We start from the raw sequence: 19,181 nt of genomic DNA, 5'->3' as shown, positions 1-19,181 counted from the left end.
AGTTGAAAAAAAAGACCCAAATGTGGGTCTTTTTTTAACATAGTTTCTTAAGCTTGTTGAGCTTTTTCTTCAGCAAGGAAGAACCAAGTGTCTAAAACCGAATCTGGGTTTAGCGATACTGACTCAATACCTTGTTCCATCAACCATTGCGCAAGATCTGGATGGTCAGAAGGACCTTGACCACAAATACCCACGTATTTACCTGCTTTACGGCATGCATGAATCGCCATGGAAAGGAGTGCTTTAACTGCCGGATCGCGTTCATCAAACAGGTGCGAAACGATACCAGAGTCACGGTCAAGACCCAGTGTTAACTGAGTCAAGTCGTTAGAACCAATAGAGAAACCATCAAAATGTTCAAGGAATTGTTCAGCCAATAATGCATTGGTTGGCAACTCACACATCATGATCACTTTAAGACCATTTTCACCGCGTTTAAGACCATTCAGTGCCAATAATTCGATCACACGTTTCGCTTCAGCAACTGTACGTACAAAAGGAATCATGATTTGAATATTGGTTAAGCCCATTTCATCACGTGCTTTCTTTAATGCGCGGCATTCAAGTTCAAAGCAGTCACGGAAATTATCAGAAACGTAACGGCTAGCACCACGGAAACCCAGCATTGGGTTTTCTTCTTCTGGTTCGTATAACTTACCACCGATCAAGTTTGCATATTCGTTTGACTTGAAGTCAGACATACGAACAATCACTGGTTTGTCAGCGAATGCAGCAGCAAGTGTCGAAATACCTTCAACCAATTTTTCTACATAGAATTCGATAGGAGAAGAGTAGCCCGCAGTACGTGCCATAACAGCTGCGCGAGTTTCGCGTGGAAGGCTGTCAATGTTTAACAATGCTTTAGGATGCACACCAATCATACGGTTGATGATGAATTCTAAACGTGCAAGACCAATACCTTCGTTCGGAATGGTTGCGAAATCGAATGCGCGGTCAGGATTGCCCACGTTCATCATGATTTTGAACGGAAGTTTAGGCATCGATTCAATCGAGTTGCGTTGAATTTCGAAATCTAAAGAACCTTCATAGATGAAGCCTGTATCACCTTCAGCGCAAGACACGGTTACTTCCTGACCGTCTACAAGGACTTCTGTTGCGTTACCACAACCCACAATTGCAGGAACACCAAGCTCACGAGCGATAATTGCTGCGTGACAAGTACGGCCACCACGATTTGTAACAATCGCAGCTGCACGTTTCATTACTGGTTCCCAGTCTGGGTCCGTCATGTCAGATACAAGAACGTCACCGTCTTGTACTTTGTCCATTTCTTTGATTGAAGAAACAATACGTACTTTACCAGAACCAATACGTTGACCAATTGAACGACCTTCACAGATCACCGTACCTTTTTGTTTAAGCAGGTAGCGTTCCATGGTACCGACATTTTCACGGCTTTTAACTGTTTCAGGACGTGCTTGAACGATATAGATTTGATCGTCATCGCCATCTTTCGCCCATTCGATGTCCATTGGCGAACCGTAATGGTTTTCAATGATCAATGCTTGTTTAGCAAGTTCTTGAAGTTCGTGATCATTGAGCGCGAATTGTTGACGATCTTGCTTTTCAACATCTACAACAACAACAGATTTACCTGCAGAAGCTTCTTCGCTATAAATCATTTTTTGGTGTTTAGAACCAAGATTACGACGCAGGATAGAATGTTTGCCTGCGTTTAATAAAGGTTTAGATAAATAGAATTCGTCTGGGTTTACTGCGCCCTGAACAACCATTTCACCCAAACCATAAGATGCAGTAATGAAGACCACATCACGGAAACCAGATTCTGTGTCAAGTGTAAACATTACACCGGCAGCGCCTGTTTCAGAACGTACCATGCGTTGAATACCCGCAGAGAGAGCAACCACTTCATGTTTGAAGTTCTGATGTACACGGTATGCAATTGCACGGTCATTATACAAAGATGCAAAAACTTCTTTAATCGCGATCAAGACATTATCGATCCCGCGAATGTTCAAGAAAGTTTCTTGCTGGCCGGCAAAAGAAGCGTCTGGTAAATCTTCTGCAGTTGCAGATGAACGAACGGCAACCGCGATGTCAGGGTTGCCGTTAGATAGTTCAGCGAAAGCGTCGCGAACTTCTTTTTCAAGTTCTGCTGTAAGCGGAGTATCGACAATCCATTGGCGAATTTTAGCGCCAGTTACAGCAAGAGCATTTACGTCATCAACATTTAAAGTTGATAGCTCTGCCTGAATTTTAGCGTTTAGGCCACTTTGCTCGAGAAATTCACGATAAGCAGCCGCTGTAGTAGCAAAACCACCCGGTACTGACACACCAGCATTAGATAAGTGGCTGATCATTTCACCCAGAGATGAGTTTTTCCCACCTACAAGTTCAACATCGTGTTTCCCTAATTTTTCTAGACCAATTACGCGCGCTTCCAAAGTTGTTACTCCACTTTTGCAGTATTTATCACTATCTTGGCATGAAATTATAACAAATCGCGTAGCTTTTTAATTTAACTCGGCGACAGTCATGTAAGATCGGTTTACTATAAAGATTTTACAGTACTTAGACAAATATTTAAGGAGAATTTTGATGTCAGAAGGTAAACAAATTAAGCGCAGTGTATTTTTTATCTCCGATGGTACCGCAATTACAGCTGAAACCCTTGGCCACTCACTGTTAGCGCAGTTTCCTCACGTAGATTTTGACATTCATATTATTCCTTATATTAGCTCTGAAGAAGCCGCAATGAATGTGGTTGCAGAAATCAATCAACGTGCTGATCGCGATGGGCAGCAACCTTTGGTATTTGATACTCTGGTAGATCCCTATGTACGTGACATTATCAATACTGCAAATGCAGTAAATCTTGATGTATTTGAAGGGCTTATTGGTAAATTGTCTGAGGTTCTAGGTACTCCTCCTACAACTTTAGTCGGACAAACCCATGCGGTGACCGATTCAGAGTCATATAAAGCCCGTATTGATGCAGTTCATTTTGCTTTGGACAATGATGATGGTGCACGTACACGCCATTATGACAAAGCCGATTTAATTCTGATTGGGGTTTCACGTTCAGGCAAAACGCCAACCTCTATTTATTTGTCATTACAATTTGGCATTCGTGTGGCGAACTATCCCTTAACAGAAGAAGACCTGGACGACAACCGTTTGCCTGCGGTATTGCGTCCCCATAAAAGCAAACTGTTTGGTTTAATGATTGATGCAGAGCGTCTTGTGGCGATTCGTACTGAACGTAAAGCCAATAGCCGTTATGCAAGTTTCAGTCAATGTCAGATGGAGCTGCGTGCTGTAGAGGGGATTTATATTTCTGAAGGAATTAAATATTTGAATGTTTCTGAGATGTCGATTGAAGAAATTTCAACCCGTGTTTTACAGATGACAGGTCTTAAACGTCGTATTGGTTAAAGTAAAAGTAGAGTTAAATATTGATTTAACTCTACTTTATATAATCGAAAAATAAGAGGATTGTTATATGTATAAAATATTAAAGTTAAAAACAATTGCTCTTTTTTTCGCTATGTTGAGCCTGGTCAATAGCTAGACTTTTGCAGAATCTGTGGCTCAATTTGAAAATAAGATCATCACTCAATATTATAAAACCAGTCTGACTGATCGCTATGAGAATGACAGTGTTAATCAAGAAGTGGCTTTATTTATTTCCCGGTTTATCGCAGAAAATCCGCAAAGTTTTGTATATCCATTTAAACAAGTATTCGATAAAAATCTTTTGTTATTGAATTACAGCCCTGATCGAAAGCTTAAATTTTATACATTTAATGTTTCTGCTGGTGGCTCAATGCGTGAATTTGAGTCTTATGTGCAATTTAAACGTGGCAACAAAGTCATTACACACGCGCTGAATGATAGGGGATTTATTAAAGCAATTCGCCAAACTCAATTGAATAATATACCCACCTACTTTATTTCTAGAACCTATATTGGCAGTGGTTGTGTAGGGGCGTATAGCATTCAAGGGGCTCAAATTTAAAATGCCCAATATAAACCTGTGAATGTCTTTAAAACTAAAACAAAAGTACTCGACCAGATTGAGGTTAGTTATGACTGCAATTATTATCCAAAAAATATCCAACCTTTTGAGATGGATCGTCACTATATTCGGGTATCTCAGAATCTGAAAAAGATCGATATTTTATTGATTAAGCCATCAGGGGAATTGACACAAAATTATTTGCGTTATCAAAAAACTCAAAACAATTATCAATATGTCGGGACAGTGAAATAAATTGATCGATACACAAGAGGCCTATTAGCCTCTTGTATATATTTAAAATTTTAATACGTCGTGATTATCACATCTACCAAGTGCTCAATACCTTCCATGCTTTGTACCCCTTGATCTGTGATTTTAACCACAGGCCAGGTAATTAACTTACAGTTTTCACGCTGTAATGCTACATAGTAAGTATCTGATTTAAAGAACAGTTTATTTTCACGTGCCGAGTTGGGCATTAACTGACGTTTTAACCAGTTGTCTTTCATTTGTGATTCAAGATAGCGAATAGCCAATAATGATTTGATGCGAGTGTTAAATAGGCGGCGATTTTTAATAATTAAAGGATGTGAAAGCAGTTTATGAATGGCTTTTTCTGTATGGGGTAAAATAAAATGCGGAGTAATCTGAAATATTTTAACCAATTTCGCATGATTGCAAAGTTGATTTAAATGCATCACTGTCATTTGATTTGCACCGATAATAGCAACATTCAAATTGGAAAAATCAAAGTGTTTGATATCTTCCGATGAAATAATTTTTCCCTTAAACTTTTGAAAAAAATCGGGTGTATTCTGAAAGAAACCATCCAATGGATCTTTTTTCTTGTTAACCATTTACATATCCTTTCTTATTTTTACTTTGTCACGATTGGTTCTACAGTTCATTGGTATATCCAAGATGAAACTTTGGGTAAAGATTTTTTTGAAATCTGGTCAGTCATCGAAACACTGTAAATGATGAGAATAGGAGGCTATTTTTGCCTATGATTGAGTGATTTATGGATTTAACATTAAATAATTCTATTATCAGGCCTTACAAAGCTCTAATTGGGTTTTCGTCATAATCTTAAAATATTCATCATGACATAAGCTTCTCTTGGGCTTGATCTTCATGATATTTTAATTGTTATCCCATAAAAAATAAAAACTGGTCAGGAGAGAATAAATCTTAGATTTTATTGATTTTACTTATACCGCTTGTTTTTTATATAGTTATTATGCCTAAGCTAAACAAGGTCAAAAAATATTGTTTTATCTTATTGATATAAAATAGATAATCTGAATAGGGATTTGACATAAAAAATAGCACCTATAAAGGTGCTACTTAGAAGATTTGAAAATATCAAGAATTTTTGATATCCATCAATAATTCAAAGTTCTGAATACGTTTATCTGTATCGTAAATATCACAGGTGAAAATGAATTCATCAACATTGTATTTTTCCAGTAGTTTTTCTAAGCCAGCTTTAACGGTCTCTGGTGAACCAACTTGTGCCATTGCATAGAAATTATCGACTGACATTTTTTCCGCAGGTGACCAGATTCCTTCCATGGTTTTAACAGGAGCTTTGAGTTTTAAGCTTTGTCCACGCATCAAGCCCAGTACACGTTGATAGGCACTGGTCGCCAGATATTCAGCTTCTTCATCTGTTTGAGCAACCACAGTTGGAACACCCATGGAAACATAAGGACGATCCAGATATTCAGAAGGTTCAAAGTTTTCTCTATACAGTTTGATCGCTTGATCCAGCATGCGTGGCGCAAAATGTGAAGCAAAGGAGTAGGGAAGTCCCAATTTAGCTGCCAGTTGCGCGCTGAATAAACTTGAGCCTAAAAGCCAAACCGGAACATGCGTGTTTTGACCTGGAGTGGCCACAATACGTTGATGCGGTGCAGGCTCTTTAAAGTATTGCAGAATTTCCAGTACGTCTTGTGGAAACTGGTCTTCAGTTTCCTGGCGACCACGACGTAAAGCACGCATTGTGACCTGATCTGTTCCAGGTGCTCGGCCAAGACCCAGTTCTACACGATTTGGATAAAGGGTTGCCAAAGTACCAAATTGTTCTGCAACCACTAATGGTGCGTGGTTGGGCAGCATGATGCCACCCGAACCGACTTTTAAAGTAGTAGTATTTGCTAAGATATAACCCAGTAAAACCGCAGTTGCTGAACTGGCAATACCATCCATATTATGATGTTCTGCAAGCCACAGACGTTTATAGCCTAATTGTTCGGCTTTTTGTGCCACTTCCAAAGCATGATGCAGTGAAAATTGAATGCTTTTATCATCACGGACGGGTGCAAGTTCAAGAATTGCAAATTGGATGTCTTTTAATGAACGCATTGGTTTTCTCAAATATGGAATCTAAGAAAAGCATACGATGACTGATTGAATTTGTATATCGTTTTTTTTCGATATATTGATATTATGAGTATGAATTAAGTAATTGCTGTATCTATATAAAATACGTATATAAAAAAAGCCCCCGAAGGTGCTTTAAATTAAATCTTTAGAATTAACGACGTTTGTTCCAGCCCAAATGACCGCCATTGTCATGGCGGTCATTATAACGATACTTGCTGCTACGACGGTCATAGCGATCATTATAGCGACGGTCATCTCGATCGTATCGGTCATCATAACGGCGGTCTTCACTTACTTTTTTTCCCAGCAATGCACCACCTGCAGAACCTAAGCCAGCACCAATATAACCACCGTTGGTACCACCCATGTTTTTACCTACGGTATAGCCACCAGCACCACCTAAAGCACCGCCAATTACAGCGCCAGTACGGTCGTGTTTATTTGCAGCCACACCTGCACCTGCACCGCCACCAATAGCGGAACCAATCATTGCACCTGTGGTGCCACCCATTTGTTTACCGACTGCAGCGCCCACGACACCCCCTAAGGCAGAGGTCAAGGCTGTGTTTGTGGAATTGCCTGCATTGGCTGTAGTCATTGTTAAAGCAGACGTCGTTACCACAGCAGCTAGAATAATTGAATTAAATTTCATGACAAACTCCTTTTTGAAGCTTTTGTTATCTCTTGAGTTAAATGTAATAAGAGATGTAGAAATGAAAATGAATAAGTTGTTCATTATTTGTAGTTTTTTTCTGCCAGATTTATTCATAATTAATCATCATAATAAAAATAAAAAAAGCACCTGAAGGTGCTTTAAAATTTAAATCTAAATATTAACGGCGATTGTAGCGACGGTTGTTATAGCTATTATAACGGCGGTCTGTACGGTCATCATAACGGCGGTCTTCACTTACTTTTTTACCCAGTACTGAACCACCGGCAGCGCCTAAAGCAGAACCGATATAACCACCAGTCGTACCACCCATATTTTTACCTACTGCATAACCGCCTACACCGCCTAAACCACCCCCAAGGGCAGCACCGGTACGGTCACGTTTATTTGCTGAAACAGCAGCACCACCAGCACCACCAAGTGCAGAACCAATCATTGCGCCAGTATTGCCACCCATTTGTTTACCCACTGCTGTACCTACAACACTACCAAGCGCAGAGGTTAAAGCAACATTGGTACTATTACCTGCATAAGTTGCAGTGGTGGCAATAGCAGATGTCGCAACGACCGTAGCAAATAAAATTGAATTAAGTTTCATAGTGAACTCCAGTGGGAATCTTTTGTTATCTCTTGAGTTAAATGTAATAAAAAATGTGGAAAACAAGATGGATGAGCTGTTAAGAGTTTGTATTTTTTATCTGCCGAATTTATCCATAATTAACAAGAAATCAAACGGGTATAAAAAAAGCACCAGAAGGTGCTTTTAAAGTTCAGCCGAACGGTGATGAATTAACGATGGCTGCGACGGTATTTTTTAGAATGTTTTTTATAAGAGCGTTGGTCAGCATGACGATCTTCTGATACTTTTTTACCCAGAACTGAACCACCGGCAGCACCTAGTGCAGAACCCACATAACCGCCAGTAGTACCACCCACATTTTTACCTACTGCATAACCGCCTACGCCGCCTAAACCACCACCAATAGCAGCACCGGTACGATTACGTCGGTCGGCAGAAACTGCAGCACCACCCGCACCGCCAAGTGCAGAACCGATCATTGCGCCAGTATTACCACCCATTTGTTTACCAAGAGCAGTACCCGCGACACTACCTAAAGCAGAAGTTGCAGCAATACGAGTTGAATTGTCGGCATGAGCATTGACTGCCATCATTGATGATGCAGCTAATGTTGCGCTTAATAATAATGTATTCAGTTTCATAGTGAACTCCAGATCCAAAAAAGCGGACGTTCTAATTAAGTTATTTCGATGGAGCAAATGTAACAAAAATATTTTCGATAAATGTGAAGAGGAGCAATCAAAGTTGTGGCGTTTAGTGTTTACTTTGTAAAGTTATATTAACAATGTGGAGAAATCCCCTTGAAATATGTGTTTATGACTGAAATGTGAATAAAACCAGAAGTAATTTCAATTCAATTTTCAGAAAATCCTTGTGGATAAGTTGACTTGTCCCAACAATATCTATGTCATTTGAACCTTAGAATCGTTACACTAAGCACAATTTTTTTGAGCTGATCTATGTCATATAAGGCATGGAGATAGCCCTTTGTATTGAGATATTTTGCAAAATGAAAGAATCGTTACGTTTACGATTAGATCAACTTTCTGACCGTCATGAAGAATTAAACGCATTACTTGCGGATATAGAAGTCATTTCTGACAACAAACGCTTTCGTCAGCTTTCGCGTGAACATAATGACTTAACGGAAATTACTGAAGTTTGGAAAAAGTACACTCAAGCTGAAAAAGACATTGAAACCGCTGAAGCCATGTTGTCCGATCCTGACTTTAAGGAAATGGCGCAGGAAGAAATTCAGGAAAACAAGGCGCTGATTTCATCCCTTGAAGCAGACTTAAATATCCTGATGATTCCGAAAGATCCGAATGATGCCAACTCGGCCTATTTAGAGATTCGTGCCGGAACCGGTGGTGATGAAGCTGCGATCTTCTCGGGTGACTTATATCGCATGTATAGCAAATACGCCGAAACTCAAGGCTGGAAACTCGAAATCCTGTCCGAAAATGAAGGCGAGCATGGCGGTTATAAAGAAGTCATTTGTCTGATTAATGGTGAAGGGGTGTATGGTCGCCTGAAATTTGAAAGTGGCGCGCACCGTGTGCAGCGTGTACCTGCAACCGAATCTCAAGGCCGCGTCCATACTTCTGCATGTACGGTAGCGATTCTTCCAGAAGTGGATGTCGATACTTCAGTTGAAATCAATTCTTCTGAACTGCGTATTGATACTTATCGTGCATCGGGCGCGGGTGGTCAGCACATTAATAAAACTGACTCTGCGGTGCGTATTACCCACATTCCAACCGGCACAGTGGTTGAGTGTCAGGACGAACGTTCACAGCATAAAAATAAAGCCAAAGCCATGGCTTTACTGGTTTCACGTCTGGAAAATGCCAAACGTGCTGCTGCCGATGCGGCTACTTCTGAAATGCGCCGTGATTTGGTCGGTTCAGGTGACCGGTCAGAACGTATTCGTACCTATAACTATCCGCAAGGTCGTATGACCGATCACCGTATTAACTTAACCTTGTATAAGTTAGATGCGGTGATGGAAGGGGATTTAACAGAATTGCTCGACAGTTTACATCGTGAATATCAGGCGGATCAGTTAGCAATGCTTGCACAACAGAATGGTGGTTAATTGAATATTGCACAGGCTTTGGCCTTACGTGGTGAAGCAGAAAGTTATGAGCGCCAAGAAAATGCTTGGTTACTCGAACATATTACCAAAATTGATTCTTTTGATTTGGTGATGAAAAAGGATCAGCAACTGACCGCTGAGCAAGAAGATGCCTATATCGATGGTTTAAATCGAATAGAAGATGGCGAACCTTTGGCCTATGTCACAGGTTCACAGCCATTTTGGACGCTAGATTTAAAAGTCACCAAAGATACTTTGGTGCCGCGTCCAGATACTGAAGTTCTGGTGGAATCGGTTTTACATTTGGACTTGCCTGAAGATGCGCGTGTCGTTGATTTGGGTACAGGAACGGGTGCAATTGCTTTATCACTTGCCAGTGAGCGTCCTGAATGGCAAGTAACTGCAACGGATATTTATGCGCCAACTTTAGAAGTTGCGAAATTTAATGCGGATAAACACGATTTGAATCATGTGAAATTTTCATGTGGCAGTTGGTTTAAAGCGCTAGAAAAAAACCAGTTCTTTGATGTGATTGTTTCGAATCCGCCATATATTGACCCTCAGGATAAACACATTAAAGGTCTGGCGGCAGAGCCTAGACGCGCTCTGGTTGCGGGCAATAATGGGCTGGCCGATATTGAATTTATTATTCAAAACGGTAAAAAGTGGTTAACTGCCAATGGCTGGATTGCACTTGAGCATGGTTATGACCAAGCCGGTGTGGTGTACCAACTGTTTAAAAAATATGGTTATAAAGATATTCAAACCATTAAAGATTATGGTGGCAATAACCGCGTAACGATTGGTTGTTCAAAATAACTAAAAAAGTAATCGATTTAAAAAATAAAGCGCTCAAAAGCGCTTTATTTTTTGACCACATCCCGCCAGCGCAATAGCCAGTTTTCCGCAAGTTTCATTAAACTATCGGTTATTTTTCCTAAAATCGCCAATAATATAATTGCAATAATAACAATGTCAGGTCGAGAAGTTTCCCGTCCATCACTGAGTAAATAGCCAATCCCTTGAGTCGCGGCAATCAGTTCGGCTGCAATCATAAACATCCAGGATAAACTTAAACTGTTGCGTAAGCCGGTTAAAATGCCGGGTGAAGCTGCAGGCAAAATAATTTCTTTAATCTGCTGCAAATATTTCAAGCGATAGACTTGAGCCACTTCAATCAGCTTACGGTCTACACCCTGAATGGCAGCAACGGTATTGGTATAGGTCGGAAAAAATGCACCAATCGCAATCAGGGTGATTTTAGACGTCTCATCAATGCCTAACCATAAAAGTAAAAGTGGAATCCAGGCCAGACTTGGAATCGATTTAAGCGCTGAAAAAGAAGGTTCTAAAAATTCTTCCGCTTGCTTGTTTAAACCGACCAGAATGGCAAAAACCAGAGCAAGACCACTGCCGATAAAGAAACCTAAAAATACCCGCCAGGTACTGGTCCAGATATGCAGCCACAAATCGCCTGTAGACAGTTCTAAGAAAGAGTCCCACAAGCTACTGGGTGCTGGGAGCAAGTAAGGTGCTATAAAACTATTTTTAACTAAAGTTTCACAAAGAATGAGTAAAAAAACAGGGATAACCAGCCCCTTGAGCTTGTTTATGAATCTAAGCAAGCGAGGAGCTGTGGCGCTGCTACCAACTTTAGGTTTAATAGCTGCCTTATGGGGTGTTACAGGCGAACTCATTATTACTTCACAACCTTTTGCGCATATTTTGCATCAAAGAGTTGATCAATCACCTGATTAACGTTGGTGCCGGGGCGAACCAAATCTTCTTCAGTTAAAATGCTGCCAGATTTTTTTAAGGCATTGATATGTTTTGCAGTCGGTGTGTTTTGCTCAAAATTGGTTCGGCTGAGTTGAAGTTTGGCAACCGCAATAGGGAGCTTGGATTCACGCGCCAGCAATTCTGCCAGTTTGTCTGGATTGGCTTTGGCCCATTTACGTGCCTGTTCATAGGCTTTAATCACAGCTTCAATGGCTTCAGGACTTTGTTTGGCGAATTGCTCTTTGGTACTCAATACACTGTAACTGTTAAAACCAACATTCCTATAGAGTAGTTTTGCACCAGATTGTACTTGGGCAGAAGCCATCAAGGGATCTAAACCTGCCCAGGCATCGACTTGTCCACGCTCAAGTGCTGTTTTACCATCAGGATGTTGTAAGTGCACCAGTTGAACATCCTTTTTATTCAGGCCTGCAGTTTCGAGTGCTTGTAATGTGAATAGGAAAGGATCTGTCCCTTTAGTTGCTGCAATTTTCTTACCTTTTAAATCTTTTATGCTCTTAATTGGAGAGTTTTTTGCAACAACTAAAGCTGTCCATTCAGGCTGACTCTGGATATATACGGTTTTAATTGGGCTACCATTGGCACGACTGAGAGCGGCAGCTAAACCTGCTGTTGAGGAAAAATCCACACTATCACTGTTTAAATATTCAAGTGAACGGTTACTACCTTGGCTAAATACCCATTTAATTTGAGTTTCAGGCAACGCTTTTTCCAAAAGTTTTTGTTCCTTAACCACCAAACTGGTAGGCGCGTAATAAGCATAATCCAGCTTAAGCGTATCCGGGATAGCGGCCAAGCTATAATGACTTGCCAGGCTTAGTGTAATTACAGTGAGTATTTTAGTTTTAAAGCCAAAATTTTGCATATAAACCCCATTCATTAAATTATTAGAACTATGTATGGGGCAAATAGTGCCAGTGAATAAAGTGGCAAGACAAAAGAGTAATTTTTATAAAATTATCTTATTTCTAGATATGTTGAGTTTTGTTAAATAAGTTGTTGAATATTATTGGATTTAATTTTATTTTTCGATATTTTTGATTATATATTAAAAACATACATTGGCATGAATAAAAGTAAAATAAAAAGTATTTTAAAATGAGGGTTATAAGGTGAAATTTCATTGTAATTGTTATGTAATTACAATGTGGGTGAGCGAATAAAAAAGCCGATATTTACCTAATGCTGATCAATTAAGAGATTGGACCATAAACTCCTTAGCTTTTGAGTTATTCACAGTGGAGTCTTATCTGTTTAAATTAAATATTTGAAGTTCGTCAGTTCTTTTGTTTAGCCAAATGAGAAGCGAAGCTTCGCAAGAAAAGCATCTTACAAAGACTTTAAATAAATTATTTAAAGTCTTTTCATCACAAAACTCGTCTACTACCACCGAGTAGTAAATCTATCGCAGAAACAGTAGCTTATTAATGTAATCCTGCCTTAAACAGTTGCGAATGACGTTTTCGCGTATCAAACAACATGATAATTTAAAATAAAAAATGCCAGTCAATTTCTTAACTGACTGGCATTACGACATTTATCGGCATTTTTATTGCATATTTTAATAGCCATTTCTTTAAATAATAGACGATTTAAATAAAAGCTTATTTAAACGAAGGCTGCTGCACATCTGCATCTTGTTTTTCAAATAAGATATTACACATCAGTGCTGAAACCCGAGCGCAGACAAAAATAACCAGAATCAGCCCTAAACCACCCCAAGCAGCTAAAGTTCCAGTGATTGCAGAAACAATCGCACCCGTACCGAACTGCATTGAACCCAACAGGGCCGAAGCTGTTCCCGTATGTTCATGCTGATGCATTAATGCAAGCTGGCTACCTGTAGGCATAATAAAACCGAGTAAGGTCACAGCAATAAACAGTCCAGCGCATACGATATACAAATTGTGATAACCCATGCAAAGCAAGCTAAACAATAAACCAATAACAATGAAATAAGCCGTATTGACTAGACGATAGGTTTTTAAAGCACCAAATTTTTGATGTAATTTAGGATTAAAAATGGCTGCGGCAACCAGACCTAAAGCATTGATGGCGAATAACACACTAAATTGTGTTGCAGTGAGTTTATATTCAGTAATGAAAACACTTGCAGAACCGGCCAAGTATGCAAAAAAACCGGCTTGTGCAATACACAGAGTCAGTGCATAAACGATAAATTTTCGATCAAAATAAATTGTAAAATAATGATGGAAAGTTTTAGAAAGTTTGAATGAAGTACTGTGTTCTTCAGAGCGTGTTTCAGGCAATAAGCTTGCACATGCAATGAAAACAATCGCTGCATAAACTGCTAAAAAGATGAAAATAGCACGCCATGATTCTAAATGCTGTAAACCATTACCCATCAGTGGCGCCAGTACCGGTGATAGACCTAAAATCGCCAAAACCATCGAGATCATTTTGCCCATCATTGGCCCATGATACAGGTCTTTGGTCTTTAATAATGACAAAGGCAATCACCATACCAATAGATCCACCCAAACCCTGGATCAAGCGTAAAAAGTGTAATTGCATGACTGATTCTGCAAATGCACAACCGATCGAGCCTAAAACAAAGATGCTTAGACCCAGATAAATCATCGGTTTGCGACCAAATTTATCTGACAATGGGCCATAAAATAGCTGACCCAACATCAAGCCTAAGAAAAAAGTTATTAAACTGAGTTGAATCGCATCTTCTGTACAATTCAGCAATGCGGCCATAGCAGGAATACTGGGTAAATACATATCAATTCCGAGCGGACCAATAGTACTGAGTGCCGCAATGAGCAGCGGCGTAGTACGATTTGTAGAAGAAGTCATGAGTTCCTAAGATGCAATCTTTTTTTACAAAGCATATATTAGAAACCAGTGGGTTTCATAATTCAAGAAAATCTGATGAGTGAGTTAAATGACGAAAATTGGTCGGCCATTGGTAATGCCGGTAGAAGATCGGTGTAAAGAAATTTATGCTGCAGCAGAAAAACTCTTTGGTGAAAAGGGTTTCGCAAATGTGACGATGGCTGAAATTGCGACTGCAACAGGAATGTCAAAAAAGACCTTATATGTGCATTTTGCCGATAAAAGAGAATTACTTAACTCACTGATCTCTTCTTCATATCTGTGGTCGCAGCAGACGGTTGATCTTAAAAATGAAGATAATCCTGTTCATGCCTTGAAACAGCATCTCAATATGATTGCTGAATATGTGCTGTCTGAACGGCATTTGAAATTATGCCGTTTAGCGATTGCGGAAAACTATGGCTTGGAGGGGATGGCAGAAACATTTTATCAAATGGGTATTGCAAATAGCAGGCAAAGCTTGATTGACTCGATTCAGCGTATTCCAGATTCAAAGCATAAGCTGCAATTAGACGTGAGTCTGCTTGCAGATATGCTCTTTGGGGCAGTGATTGGCAAGTTATTGATTGATGCCTTAATGGGCGCCCAAAATACCGTGATTAATCTGCTACCGACTCAGCAAAAAATAGAACTGGTGGTTAATGCCATGTTTCAAGCGAATGAATAAAAAAGGAAATATCGTATTGATATGCATTTAGATCAGTTAAATTTACCCAAAGAAAAAGCGACTCACTGGAGTCGCTTTTTTTGATTTGTTTCAGATTTATACCGGGAAATCTTGGAAACAATCAGATATGTCTAATTGATTTAGAGCATCAGTTTCGAGTGCCAAGCAAAGCGTCATAATTTTTGTAGTATCTGTAAGATATTGATCATCTTTTAAAGCTGTACCTGTTTATAAAGCTTGAATACGATCAGCGCTGATATCAAGTGCCATTGAGTCAATGGCTCTGCACGATTGAAAAAGCAGACTGCAGCCTTTTGAAGTGCTGAATCAGAAGCATTTTAAATACTGTAATTCAATAACTTATTAGATTGAGAAGGGTGTATATTGAGAGGATGAGCAAAATTTTATACCAAGTTTTACTCTAGTACATCAATCATCTTAAGCATGTCGAAGCTTTCATTGAAGGGGATTTTATGGTGAGGAGTCCGGCAGATTAAGCATAAAAATAGGTTTTTAAATTGAGTGGGAATAACTTATTTGTGGTTATGCAAACATTTTTCGAGCAATGGAATATCGGTTTTAAACTCTTGAAAATTTTGTAAATTATTAAATAATCCTCTTAGTCTCTTTAAATATAAGTCACTTATTGCGCTTTATGCTGACGATAAGCACCGGGACTGACACCGGTCCATTTTTTGAAAGCACGATGAAATGCACTCGGATCATGAAAGCTTAATTCATCACTAATGTCTTGCAGGGTTTTGTCGGTCTTGGTCAAAAATTCAATTGCGGTATCCCGACGGATATCATTTTTTAATTGCTGATAACTGACGCCCTCGCTTTTTAAACGGCGTTGAATAGTCGCATCCGACATATTTAACCGTTGTGCAATTTCATTCAGTTCTAGCCATTCAGAAGGTGGAACATTCATTAAATGTTTACGGATCTGAGAACTAATGGCATTGGGATTTTTAAAGCGGACCAATAGATTGTGTGGTGTCTGTTTAATGAATTTATACCAAGATTGCTGATCTTGCTTGATCTGAATTTTTAAATAATTGGCATCGAACTGAATGTAGTTTTCATTGCTATTATACTGAATATTTTCACAAAATCGGACTTTATAGTCTTGATCATCGGGCGGAGCATCGCATTTGAGTTGAATCTGCTTCAGTAAAATTCTTTGCCCGCTTAACCAGCACATCAAGCCATGAATCAGCATTAAATAGGTGGCATAGCTGAACATTCTTTTGGTCTGCTTTTGCTCGTAAATCACGATATAAGCGTAGTTTTCCTGAACAAATAACTGGCTCACAAAATCATCCAGGACCAGATTCAAAAAATGCAAAATCCACTGTACTGCTTTTTCCAGTGTTTCGGCATGTATGACGGATTTTGATAAGAATTTAAAACTGCCGCGACGCATAGGGTGACCGTCCATGCCAAAAAACTCGTCGTTCATGGCATCAGCCAGTTCGGTCCAAAGCTGAGCATATTGGGACACTGAAACACGTGCTTTACTGGATTGCATTAACTCAACTGGAATGCCTGATTTGGCCAAGATGGTTTGGGTGTTTAATCCTTGATGCTGTGCAGACAGTAGTGCTTCATGCACCAGACTGATCGAGATTGTTCCTTTGCTATAGTTTAAATTTTGTTCATTCATGTACTGATGTCCATGTTCAGTTCATTTGTACGATAGATTGGACTGTCCAAATCCATCATTCAGGATGCAATATTTGGAAATTGTACTCTAGCTTAACTGCATTTACTCTGCATCTTAAGTCGAGTGTTCATACAAAGAATTGATAGGAAAACAAAATGAAAATTCAAGGCAAAGTGTTTGTTGTAACAGGTGGTGCATCGGGATTAGGTGCAGCGACCGCAACATATTTGGTTGGTCAAGGTGCCAAAGTGCTCATGGTCGATATGAATCAGGAACTTGGCCTGGAAATGCAGCAGCGTTTAGGTGAGCATTCCGTCTTTGTAAAGCTGGATGTCACAGATGAACATGCGGTAAACGTATTTTTTGACAATGTTGAAAAAGAGTATGGTCAATTAAATGGTCTGGTCAATTGTGCCGGGATTGCACCCTCTGCCAAAGTGCTTGGGCGCGATGGCATGCATGATTTTGCCATGTTCCAAAAAGTTTTGAATATTAACGTCAGTGGCACATTTAATATGATTCGTTTTGCTGCAAATTTAATAGCAAAATATAAATTAAAAGCAGGCGAAGAAGAACGGGGTGTGATTGTAAATACTGCTTCAGTTGCTGCATTTGATGGCCAGATTGGTCAATCCGCTTATGCAGCATCAAAAGGTGCCGTGGTTGCCATGACTTTGCCTTTGGCACGTGAGCTTGCACGTGAAGCGATTCGTGTAATGACCATTGCGCCCGGCATTATGGAAACACCGATGCTTAAAGGCATGCCACAAAATGTACAAGATGCTTTGGGGCAGATGGTGCCATTTCCACCGCGTTTAGCCAAACCGGAAGAGTTTGCGCATTTGGTCGGACATATTTTTGAAAATGCTTACTTGAATGGTGAAGTGATTCGTCTGGATGGCGCGATTCGTATGCAGCCTAAATAGTTTTTTAGGTATTTCCACTACGGAGTCATACCTTTATTAATTATTTTGCCGCAGCTAATTCCGTTACTTTTGTTTCGGCAAAAGTAACCAAAACCATTGTCATGTGTAAAACTCGTTAAATTGCGTCTTGTGAGCAAAAACTCGCAGAAACATTACAGAATGATGTAATCCTGTCTTGAACAACAGTTGCAAATGACTTTTTCACTTATCAAATTTTAGATATGAACGCTAAAAAATAAATCTTCAGATTTTTTATATGATTTTGAATATTAAATCAAAAACTGACCATGAGAAGGACACTCAATGATTCTAAATGATGAACAAAAAATGGTTCAGGACATGTTGCGCAACTATTCACAAAACAAGCTGAAACCGACTGCAGCAGAACGGGATAAAACTGCCAGATTTCCTGCACAAGAATTAAAAGAACTCGGTGAGCTTGGCGCCTTAGGTATGACCGTGTCAGAGCAATGGGGCGGTGCAGGTCTGGATTATGTTTCCCTCGTGGCAGCTTTAGAGGAAATTGCCGCCGGTGATGGCGCGATTTCTACCATTGTGAGCGTTCAAAACTCACTGCCATGCGGGATTACCCAACGTTACGGTACAGAAGAACAGAAACAAAAATATTTGACCAAACTTGCAACAGGTGAATGGCTTGGCTGTTTCTGTCTGACTGAACCACAAGCGGGTTCGGATGCGGGAGCACTGGAATGCAAGGCAGAACGTGATGGCGATGATTGGGTATTGAATGGCACTAAACAGTTTATTACTACCGGTAAGCATGCACAGGTTGCCATTGTCTTTGCCGTAACGGATAAATCTGCAGGGAAAAAAGGCATTTCGTGTTTCATCGTACCGACGGATAACGAAGGTTATATTGTTTCCCGTCTTGAAGAAAAAATGGGACAACACTGTTCAGATACTGCAACTATCATCTTTGAAAATTGCCGGATTCCTGCTGAAAATTTATTGGGCAAGGAGGGTGAGGGTTACAAAATCGCTTTATCCAATCTGGAATCTGGGCGAATTGGTATTGCTGCACAATCAGTTGGCATGGCACGTGCTGCCTTAGATGCTGCGGTGGAATATGCCAATGAGCGTAAAGCATTTGGCGTAGAGATTGTTCAGCATCAAGCGGTGGCATTTCGTTTAGCCGATATGGCCACCCAGATTGAAGCTGCGCGTCAGCTGATTTTCCATGCGGCAACTTTAAAAGATGCAGGATTGCCGTGTTTAAAAGAAGCTTCTATGGCGAAATTGTTTGCCTCAACAATGGCAGAACGCGTCTGTTCTGATGCCATTCAGATTCATGGCGGTTATGGCTATGTATCTGATTTCCCGGTAGAGCGAATATACCGTGATGTACGGGTCAGCCAGATTTATGAAGGTGCATCGGACATTCAGCGTTTAGTCATTGCCCGGGAAGTGACTAAAGTCTAAATCGCAATTGACTGATGGTTGGATTTTAGACTTTGGTTGATGCTCAAATTCTGCATATTTCTTGAGGGATTCGGAAAT

At 39.9% G+C, this 19,181-nt stretch carries 18 protein-coding genes; 7 read left to right on the top strand and 11 right to left on the bottom strand.

The annotated features are described in order from the left end of the window. Positions 1-47 precede the first annotated feature (47 nt). The gene (gene ppsA, locus ACKI4H_RS01630; RefSeq protein ID WP_407303404.1) at positions 48-2,426 is read right to left on the bottom strand and encodes a phosphoenolpyruvate synthase; all 2,379 of its coding nucleotides are present in this window, start codon (positions 2,424-2,426) and stop codon (positions 48-50) included. A gap of 154 nt (positions 2,427-2,580) precedes the next feature. Here ppsA and ACKI4H_RS01625 point away from each other — a divergent pair, with 154 nt between their 5' ends. Both ACKI4H_RS01625 and ACKI4H_RS01620 read left to right on the top strand, forming a co-directional pair. Next, a complete protein-coding gene (locus tag ACKI4H_RS01625; RefSeq protein WP_407303403.1) occupies positions 2,581-3,417 on the top strand; it encodes a pyruvate, water dikinase regulatory protein in 837 nt (278 codons plus the stop codon). Positions 3,418-3,568: 151 nt separating this feature from the next. Then, positions 3,569-4,000, top strand: coding sequence for a hypothetical protein (locus ACKI4H_RS01620; RefSeq protein WP_407303402.1), 432 nt, complete (start codon positions 3,569-3,571; stop codon positions 3,998-4,000). 305 nt (positions 4,001-4,305) lie between these two features. Here ACKI4H_RS01620 and ACKI4H_RS01615 read toward each other — a convergent pair whose 3' ends face one another. The 5 genes from ACKI4H_RS01615 to ACKI4H_RS01595 all read right to left on the bottom strand — a co-directional run bounded on the left by ACKI4H_RS01615 (position 4,306) and on the right by ACKI4H_RS01595 (position 8,285). After that, the gene (locus tag ACKI4H_RS01615; protein WP_407303400.1) at positions 4,306-4,860 is read right to left on the bottom strand and encodes a flavoprotein; all 555 of its coding nucleotides are present in this window, start codon (positions 4,858-4,860) and stop codon (positions 4,306-4,308) included. A gap of 508 nt (positions 4,861-5,368) precedes the next feature. Continuing rightward, entirely contained in the window at positions 5,369-6,370 is a 1,002-nt protein-coding gene (locus tag ACKI4H_RS01610; protein WP_407303399.1) for an LLM class flavin-dependent oxidoreductase, read from the bottom strand. Between the two features lie 172 nt (positions 6,371-6,542). Continuing rightward, positions 6,543-7,043, bottom strand: a complete 501-nt coding sequence (locus ACKI4H_RS01605) for a hypothetical protein (protein WP_407303397.1) — start codon at positions 7,041-7,043, stop codon at positions 6,543-6,545. A gap of 181 nt (positions 7,044-7,224) precedes the next feature. After that, positions 7,225-7,662, bottom strand: coding sequence for a hypothetical protein (locus ACKI4H_RS01600; protein WP_407303395.1), 438 nt, complete (start codon positions 7,660-7,662; stop codon positions 7,225-7,227). Between the two features lie 191 nt (positions 7,663-7,853). Beyond that, positions 7,854-8,285 (bottom strand): hypothetical protein, encoded by a 432-nt coding sequence (locus ACKI4H_RS01595; protein WP_407303394.1) that lies wholly within the window; start codon positions 8,283-8,285, stop codon positions 7,854-7,856. Positions 8,286-8,653: 368 nt separating this feature from the next. Between ACKI4H_RS01595 and prfA the strand changes: the two genes are divergently transcribed. Both prfA and prmC read left to right on the top strand, forming a co-directional pair. Beyond that, positions 8,654-9,742, top strand: coding sequence for a peptide chain release factor 1 (prfA, locus tag ACKI4H_RS01590; protein WP_407303393.1), 1,089 nt, complete (start codon positions 8,654-8,656; stop codon positions 9,740-9,742). Continuing rightward, on the top strand, positions 9,743-10,561 hold the full coding sequence (prmC, locus tag ACKI4H_RS01585; RefSeq protein ID WP_131316524.1) for a peptide chain release factor N(5)-glutamine methyltransferase: 819 nt from the start codon (positions 9,743-9,745) through the stop codon (positions 10,559-10,561). Between the two features lie 44 nt (positions 10,562-10,605). Here prmC and ACKI4H_RS01580 read toward each other — a convergent pair whose 3' ends face one another. From ACKI4H_RS01580 to ACKI4H_RS01565, 4 genes are all read right to left on the bottom strand, one after another. Then, on the bottom strand, positions 10,606-11,439 hold the full coding sequence (locus tag ACKI4H_RS01580; RefSeq protein ID WP_407303391.1) for an ABC transporter permease: 834 nt from the start codon (positions 11,437-11,439) through the stop codon (positions 10,606-10,608). Between the two features lie 2 nt (positions 11,440-11,441). After that, positions 11,442-12,407, bottom strand: coding sequence for an aliphatic sulfonate ABC transporter substrate-binding protein (locus ACKI4H_RS01575; protein WP_407303390.1), 966 nt, complete (start codon positions 12,405-12,407; stop codon positions 11,442-11,444). A 739-nt stretch (positions 12,408-13,146) separates the two neighbouring features. Then, entirely contained in the window at positions 13,147-13,962 is an 816-nt protein-coding gene (locus ACKI4H_RS01570; protein WP_407303389.1) for an MFS transporter, read from the bottom strand. Then, entirely contained in the window at positions 13,901-14,365 is a 465-nt protein-coding gene (locus tag ACKI4H_RS01565) for an MFS transporter (RefSeq protein ID WP_407303387.1), read from the bottom strand. Before ACKI4H_RS01565 ends, ACKI4H_RS01570 begins: the two co-directional genes overlap by 62 nt. Before the next feature lie 88 nt (positions 14,366-14,453). Between ACKI4H_RS01565 and ACKI4H_RS01560 the strand changes: the two genes are divergently transcribed. Beyond that, positions 14,454-15,071, top strand: a complete 618-nt coding sequence (locus tag ACKI4H_RS01560) for a TetR/AcrR family transcriptional regulator (protein ID WP_407303386.1) — start codon at positions 14,454-14,456, stop codon at positions 15,069-15,071. A 643-nt stretch (positions 15,072-15,714) separates the two neighbouring features. On the opposite strand, the gene ACKI4H_RS01555 is transcribed toward ACKI4H_RS01560, so the two are convergent. Then, positions 15,715-16,737, bottom strand: a complete 1,023-nt coding sequence (locus ACKI4H_RS01555; protein WP_407303385.1) for an AraC family transcriptional regulator — start codon at positions 16,735-16,737, stop codon at positions 15,715-15,717. Between the two features lie 155 nt (positions 16,738-16,892). Between ACKI4H_RS01555 and ACKI4H_RS01550 the strand changes: the two genes are divergently transcribed. Further along, the gene (locus ACKI4H_RS01550) at positions 16,893-17,663 is read left to right on the top strand and encodes a 3-hydroxyacyl-CoA dehydrogenase (RefSeq protein WP_407303384.1); all 771 of its coding nucleotides are present in this window, start codon (positions 16,893-16,895) and stop codon (positions 17,661-17,663) included. Between the two features lie 303 nt (positions 17,664-17,966). Then, positions 17,967-19,103 (top strand): acyl-CoA dehydrogenase family protein, encoded by a 1,137-nt coding sequence (locus ACKI4H_RS01545; protein ID WP_407303383.1) that lies wholly within the window; start codon positions 17,967-17,969, stop codon positions 19,101-19,103. Positions 19,104-19,181 lie beyond the last annotated feature (78 nt).

The organism is Acinetobacter sp., assembly GCF_045628685.1.
Taxonomy (GTDB): Bacteria; Pseudomonadota; Gammaproteobacteria; order Pseudomonadales; family Moraxellaceae; genus Acinetobacter.
Note: the sequence above shows the minus strand (reverse complement) of the source record. Positions and strands in the feature narration are given on the sequence as shown.

What these genes read in the sequence shown, in the direction of transcription:
- prfA (WP_407303393.1), top strand. Translation starts at nt 8,654, where the DNA reads ATGAAAGAATCGTTACGTTTACGATTAGATCAACTTTCTGACCGTCAT.
- ACKI4H_RS01605 (WP_407303397.1), bottom strand. Translation starts at nt 7,043, where the DNA reads ATGAAATTTAATTCAATTATTCTAGCTGCTGTGGTAACGACGTCTGCT.
- ACKI4H_RS01550 (WP_407303384.1), top strand. Translation starts at nt 16,893, where the DNA reads ATGAAAATTCAAGGCAAAGTGTTTGTTGTAACAGGTGGTGCATCGGGA.
- ACKI4H_RS01560 (WP_407303386.1), top strand. Translation starts at nt 14,454, where the DNA reads ATGACGAAAATTGGTCGGCCATTGGTAATGCCGGTAGAAGATCGGTGT.
- ACKI4H_RS01615 (WP_407303400.1), bottom strand. Translation starts at nt 4,860, where the DNA reads ATGGTTAACAAGAAAAAAGATCCATTGGATGGTTTCTTTCAGAATACA.
- ACKI4H_RS01565 (WP_407303387.1), bottom strand. Translation starts at nt 14,365, where the DNA reads ATGACTTCTTCTACAAATCGTACTACGCCGCTGCTCATTGCGGCACTC.
- ACKI4H_RS01610 (WP_407303399.1), bottom strand. Translation starts at nt 6,370, where the DNA reads ATGCGTTCATTAAAAGACATCCAATTTGCAATTCTTGAACTTGCACCC.
- ACKI4H_RS01595 (WP_407303394.1), bottom strand. Translation starts at nt 8,285, where the DNA reads ATGAAACTGAATACATTATTATTAAGCGCAACATTAGCTGCATCATCA.
- ACKI4H_RS01555 (WP_407303385.1), bottom strand. Translation starts at nt 16,737, where the DNA reads ATGAATGAACAAAATTTAAACTATAGCAAAGGAACAATCTCGATCAGT.
- ACKI4H_RS01570 (WP_407303389.1), bottom strand. Translation starts at nt 13,962, where the DNA reads ATGATCTCGATGGTTTTGGCGATTTTAGGTCTATCACCGGTACTGGCG.
- ACKI4H_RS01600 (WP_407303395.1), bottom strand. Translation starts at nt 7,662, where the DNA reads ATGAAACTTAATTCAATTTTATTTGCTACGGTCGTTGCGACATCTGCT.
- ACKI4H_RS01625 (WP_407303403.1), top strand. Translation starts at nt 2,581, where the DNA reads ATGTCAGAAGGTAAACAAATTAAGCGCAGTGTATTTTTTATCTCCGAT.
- ACKI4H_RS01575 (WP_407303390.1), bottom strand. Translation starts at nt 12,407, where the DNA reads ATGCAAAATTTTGGCTTTAAAACTAAAATACTCACTGTAATTACACTA.
- ACKI4H_RS01580 (WP_407303391.1), bottom strand. Translation starts at nt 11,439, where the DNA reads ATGAGTTCGCCTGTAACACCCCATAAGGCAGCTATTAAACCTAAAGTT.
- ACKI4H_RS01545 (WP_407303383.1), top strand. Translation starts at nt 17,967, where the DNA reads ATGATTCTAAATGATGAACAAAAAATGGTTCAGGACATGTTGCGCAAC.